The sequence below is a fragment of the Catenibacterium sp. GCM10023432 genome (assembly GCF_042651925.1).
In the GTDB taxonomy this organism is placed as follows: domain Bacteria; phylum Bacillota_I; class Bacilli_A; order Erysipelotrichales; family Coprobacillaceae; genus Catenibacterium; species Catenibacterium mitsuoka.
This window is the reverse complement of sequence record NZ_JBHSEB010000096.1, coordinates 1-5675: the sequence shown is the minus strand read 5'-3', so window position 1 is coordinate 5675 and position 5675 is coordinate 1. Positions and strand designations below refer to the sequence as shown.

At 31.1% G+C, this 5675-nt stretch carries 5 protein-coding genes and 1 pseudogene; 2 read left to right on the top strand and 4 right to left on the bottom strand.

Features of this window, described 5'->3' with window-relative positions; translation table 11 throughout:
* The first annotated feature begins 74 nt into the window (after positions 1-74).
* Positions 75-1118: a hypothetical protein gene (locus tag ACFOZZ_RS12135; RefSeq protein ID WP_376815327.1), complete on the top strand. Its 1044-nt coding sequence runs from the start codon at positions 75-77 to the stop codon at positions 1116-1118.
* Positions 1119-1122: 4 nt separating this feature from the next.
* Here the strand turns inward: ACFOZZ_RS12135 and ACFOZZ_RS12130 are convergent, their stop codons facing one another.
* Entirely contained in the window at positions 1123-1497 is a 375-nt protein-coding gene (locus ACFOZZ_RS12130) for a hypothetical protein (RefSeq protein WP_279068607.1), read from the bottom strand.
* Positions 1498-2005: 508 nt separating this feature from the next.
* On the opposite strand from ACFOZZ_RS12130, the gene ACFOZZ_RS12125 reads away from it, so the two are divergent.
* Positions 2006-2116 (top strand): hypothetical protein, encoded by a 111-nt coding sequence (locus tag ACFOZZ_RS12125; RefSeq protein ID WP_376815326.1) that lies wholly within the window; start codon positions 2006-2008, stop codon positions 2114-2116.
* A gap of 75 nt (positions 2117-2191) precedes the next feature.
* Here the strand turns inward: ACFOZZ_RS12125 and ACFOZZ_RS12120 are convergent, their stop codons facing one another.
* From ACFOZZ_RS12120 to ACFOZZ_RS12110, 3 genes and pseudogenes are all read right to left on the bottom strand, one after another.
* The gene (locus ACFOZZ_RS12120; protein WP_376815325.1) at positions 2192-3238 is read right to left on the bottom strand and encodes an XRE family transcriptional regulator; all 1047 of its coding nucleotides are present in this window, start codon (positions 3236-3238) and stop codon (positions 2192-2194) included.
* 855 nt (positions 3239-4093) lie between these two features.
* Complete coding sequence (locus tag ACFOZZ_RS12115) at positions 4094-5209, bottom strand: IS110 family transposase (RefSeq protein ID WP_376815324.1); 1116 nt, start codon at positions 5207-5209, stop codon at positions 4094-4096.
* Between the two features lie 244 nt (positions 5210-5453).
* Positions 5454-5675: pseudogene (locus tag ACFOZZ_RS12110) on the bottom strand (hypothetical protein); the annotation flags it as partial.

Here is a 5675-nt window from a genome sequence, read left to right as displayed (position 1 = left end):
ATAAAAATACATTATTATATTGGGTAATATAATTTGCAGTCATCAGATGGGTAGAGTTTGCGGTTTAACAACTTATGAGCTTGTTAGATCTATTAATCACAGCACAGATGAACCATAAAGAATTAGATACACTTATTAAGGAAGATCATGATACATTTATTAAGAATTATTTTCATGATCAAGGAAAGAAAACCACATGGATCAATAGCTTCTTTAGATACACCATCTTCTTATGGAACCATGTATTTTATTTGATTCTTACCCCAACATCTCATGCAGGCGGAAAGGTTATAGAAGCAACAATCCTGATTATTCTTATTGATCTTATTATGAAAAACAAGCGATATAATATTCTACTAGATTATATTGTATTGGCTCTTGTATTCATATTACCGTCTATTTCAGTTCCTTATATGATTCCTCTTATTATTAGTATAGTGCTTCTTATTATCAGTACTCTCTATCAAGTGTATTATACATATACACATCAAAATACAATCAGCTACTATAGTGAAGAAGCACAATCACAATCGAATGATTATGTGAATGATATACTTAAGAAGCAGAATGAAGAATTCAATCGTAAAAGAGAAAAATATCATCTTCCATCTCTTACTCTAGAAGAGATGAAACTGTATAAGAAAAGAAGAAATCGTAAGATTGGATTAATCATTGATATCATTGTAGGAATACTCATCTTCTATCTTGCCTATAGAATAGGGGACTATAAAGAAAGTATGACAATGTTGTCTTATTATCTTCCTGTTTATATTATATTCAGTACAAGATATCTCTCTTATCTTGTGAATCCAAAAGGGCAGTTGATTCATATATTAAATATTATTGCAGTGATTAACCTTTATTTCTTTATTCAGGTATGTCATATCAATCATATAGTAATTACTGTATTATGCTTAATGATCATCATGATAGAAACAGGTGCTATGATGATGATTTCTGTCTTTAATAACATCTCTGAATACTTTGATCAATTAATCAGTCTCTTTTCAGTTGGTTTCATACTTGTAGAAATGAAAGTAGAGTTCTGGCTTTCAGCCATTATACTTATTGTATTGTTTGGAGCATTAGTTAAAAGCAAAAAAAAACAGAAGATATAATCTTCTATTTCTTGTAGAACACTAATGTAGAGTTATTATACTTTAGATACAGTTTATTATTCTTGAAGTAATATTGAATTGTTTCAGTTGTTTTCATAGATTTCCATGAAGCAGGTGGATCAAAATCATCAAGATGATCACATTGGAGAGTAAGTGTATCATCTTTCTTGATCATTTTTCCTCTTATGACAGGATTACCGGCTTCTGCATCATACATATTAAAAGATAAATCTTTATCTATTTCTAATGTGAGATATGCAGTATAGATATCTTTATTTTCTAATGGAGATTTCTCACATTTCCATGTACCTTCTAATTGTGGTGTAGTGTGACAGGCACAAAGAATAAGAGAAATAATAATCAAACAGATCTTTTTCACAATCCCAATCTCCTTTCTATAAGCCATAATGCGCATATGTTGACTTTAATTTGAGCATAAACTATAATAAAGACGAAGAAGGAACAACCAGTAAGCGGTTGTCCTTGGGTTTTATATGATTGAAATAACTATCTCAAACTTTTCCCGAGGCTGAGGTAGTTATTTTTTTGCACTTTTATCTATAATGATAAGAAGTAACTTTACAATGATTCCTATAATAGACACAATAAATGCTAACGATGTTAACACCACCATGACTGTTTCATATGTTGTCATTGCGCATCACCTCCGTTTTTCAAATTTTCCCAAAACTTCTAGGAATATGAATTTCGAAGGATTGCGTACTTTCGTCATAACGACCAAGGATAACCACCTACCGTATACGGTTGTTCCACATAAGAATTATAGCATATAAGCATATAACTGTAGGAGATTATTAAGTATTAGAAGAAATAAAAAACCTATAAAAAAGAACTGGTATTCAGTTCCATATGAATATGTAGGCAAGATGGTAGATATTAAGGTAACTGAGACCACATTGATTACCTATTATCAGAATAAGCGTATTAATGTACATAAGGTGTTTCCAGATTACGTTATAAATAAATTCCACAAATAATCATGATATGCCAGAGTCTGTCAAAGTAACAGAATAGGATGATGAGCGCATAAAGAAAATAGTAGATATACTCTACTATTCTAATAATTCTAAAACTCTTTTTTGAATAATTTCTTCCAAATATTTGAGTCTTTTTCTAGGTAATCGATATTTATAATGACTTTCAAACTTGAAACCTATTAATTTTCTTAGTTTTTCCTTTTGTCTTTTTGTCATACGTGGTTTTACAAAAGCAATAAAATCTTGATATGTTGCAGGAAGTCTTGTTTGGATGTATTGATTAATGTTTTTAAAATCATCATCCATAGCATAACAAAGAAGTGATAATCCATTATCAAAAATAGGCGCACATCCCACAATTTTATTTGATTTATTATCAATTAAAAAACCAAAGTTACCAAAATGACGATCTTCATTTAAAATAACTGCATCAAAAACAAGCATATCTAATAATTCTTGATAATAGCTTTCACCTAGCTTTTTATAATAATCAATAACTGACTCTATTCCACCTGTTTTAATAATTCTTCCAACTGGAATATAAGATACATTTTCATTTGTGAAAAGTAAACATGTTGAACAAAGCTTCCCTTTCCATTTAGAAAGTCCATAATCTACATAATGTAAATCCATTGTTTTGGCAATTTGTGAAGCATAGTATTCACTATAAGGTTCTAAGCCACTATTCGCAAATCCTTCTGTTCCTGATTTATAAAGAATAATATTATTTTTTATTCTTCTCCATGATTTTGCTAGCATCCCATTTGTTGTAAATTCAGGCGATGATTTAAATGAAGTTTTTGTATAATTTCCATATCCTGTAAAAGCAATGGAAGCAATATTTGTATTAAAAGAATTATGATAAAGATTTTTATCTTTAAATAAGTCTTTACAATTTTCTTGTACAACCCAATAACTATCATTCAATGATAAGCCTTGACATATATCAATAATACCTTTTGTATCTTTTTCATTTAACCCTAATCGAGATAAAAAATTAGAAACATAGGCTCTATTTCTAGGAATCGTCCTTTTTTGAAGCCATTTTTTTAATCCTTCATTACTTAATTCTAAGTCTAACGGTAAAAGATATTTTAAATTTTGATTAACGGTATTAATCAAAACTTCTAAGATAGATAGAAACATATGACTTTAAGATATATGGTGAAGAGTTGAAATCATTAGAGAAAGTATCTAATAGCTAAAAACAAGAGTGAAAAAACCTAACATCTCTAGTTTAACTTATGTAGTCAATGGTGAAGAATATTCACTCTATAATATTTATCATGTTGTTTCTGATGATTATTATAAGAAGAAATTCCTGAAATAATTTAAAGGAGAGCACATTGAAGCTCTCCTTTTGATTAGTAATAAAAAAGAGTTTGGTGGTATCTCGTAAGCGCCAAATTATATGGTGTAAATGAAAAGGGTGATTAAATTCTTAGATTTAATCACCCTTATTCTTCCAATCCATTGCCAGATCTTAATATCATCATTAATGCTTTGAATATCAATAATCTCAGCATCCTCTATATAGATAAATTCAGTGGCTAAAAACACTTCAATTATCTAATATGATGAGATCTATTTCTATCCACTGTTATGAAATGACCGTTGTCAAGACTTAAATAAACTTTCATAATATTTCTATTAAGTTTTATCATCAAGGGCATAGAAAGACCTCAAATCATATAGATTCTGCGACAGTTAACCAAACTGTAATACGTGGATTGGGACCAAAAAGTTAATGGTTCGTCGACAGCTCTATAATCTATATGCATGGATCATTGCTTTTATTATTCTTACTAAATCGCGACTTTCAGTAAGAACTCACAATGCCATAAAGTGGATAGTCTTAGATAGCTGAACCTGTACTATTAATTTGAAGTCCATCTATGCCTTCGATGTTGGGTTGTTTTATCTATTTAACGGCACTTCATTTCCTTTCTTTTAAACTTGAAATATTAATAAAGATTTTTATGAGATATGACCAGTCTCTATTCCCCATACAAAGCATGCAAGCTCTCTTGCGACTGCTGTAATTGCGATATTTCTTTTAACTCCTCTAAGAATCATACGATGATACTTCTTCTGTAATCTAATAACTGCCTTATCTGCATAATCTATAACCTTTACATCCTGATCTTTTTGTTTTGATTTCACTTTTTTGCCTTTTTTGCCTATAGTCCCTCTTACAAGTACCTGAGCAGCCTCTACCAGAGTTGTTCTAATCATACTGTTTCCCTGCTTGGTGATGCCCAATCTATGATAAGACTCACCGCTTGAATCTTCATCTGGTGTAAGACCACAATAAGATGCAAAAGCATTGGCAGTAGGAAATCTATCAAAATCAGATGTTTCAGCATGCATAGTCATAGCTGCAGTAGTATCAATACCCTTGATACAGCGCAGTTGACCTATCTTCTCATTGTATGTTTCCTTTTGAGATAACTCTTCTAATCTATGCTTGAATCTTTCTATCTTTTCAGATAGGATTTCAAGCTGTGATAGATATTCATCAAGTATTTCTCTATGCATATCACTTAGTTCAAGTTCCTTAAGCCACTTAATATGGGCTGGAATCCATTTTGATTTGCCGGGATACTGATGACCAAATCTCAAAAGGAATGCATTAATATGCTGCTTAACTTTCTTTAGTTCAATCTTAAAGTCATGCATCATTCTTATGTATTCTTTAATCTCTACATCTTCATCTGTTGGAACATGAACTGACTTATAAGTTCCGTTAGCTAGGTTAGCTGCAATATTTTTCGCATCTCTTCTATCATTCTTCACCACTTTATTTTTTGCAGAACGGTGCATAGTTGATGGTGCAAGAATATCACATTCAATACCTTTTTCGGCCAACTGCCAGTAAAGAGAATAGCCAAGGCATCCTGCTTCATAGCCTGTCTTGATCTGAACATCATCACTGTCAATTGATTTCTTGGCGTTCTCAATGAACTTGATGATAAGACTTACATCTGCAGGGATCTTAGTTTCACCAATAATCTCACCAGTTTCTTTCAATAATGCACATAAACTATATGTCTTCTTATGGACATCCATTCCAATATAAATTATACTTTTCATAGTGACCTCCTATTGTCGTTATGGTAACAACTCACTTTTTGTTTTCTATTCTTATTATGAGTTTAAATCCACGTTTTGACAACTAGGAGGTCATTTCATATTATCTATACTATTTGACGATTATGATCTCACAGTCTTTCTTGTGTTTTGATATACATTTAATCGGGGGATGCTTTGAATAAAAACAGAGAATAGTTTCTTATGAATCAGGAGTCTGTATTGTTTCAAATGCTAGAAGATTGTTTTAAGATAATGAACCGGTAGGACTACAAGTGAGTTTTACAGTTTTATTTATTGTTCTTAACAGTGATCCATTTTGATGATATTGCTTAGCTGTTATGCTTGCAGATGCAGTTGCACCGGTTTTAGAAGCTTTCGCATTACTCAATTTCCAGCTTGTTGAATAATTGGCTTTACTATATGTTGAGCTAGTACATGTTGCTGATTTTCCATTATATGTGAATTT

What these genes read in the sequence shown, in the direction of transcription:
- ACFOZZ_RS12115 (WP_376815324.1), bottom strand. Translation starts at nt 5,209, where the DNA reads ATGAAAAGTATAATTTATATTGGAATGGATGTCCATAAGAAGACATAT.
- ACFOZZ_RS12125 (WP_376815326.1), top strand. Translation starts at nt 2,006, where the DNA reads ATGGTAGATATTAAGGTAACTGAGACCACATTGATTACCTATTATCAG.
- ACFOZZ_RS12135 (WP_376815327.1), top strand. Translation starts at nt 75, where the DNA reads ATGAGCTTGTTAGATCTATTAATCACAGCACAGATGAACCATAAAGAA.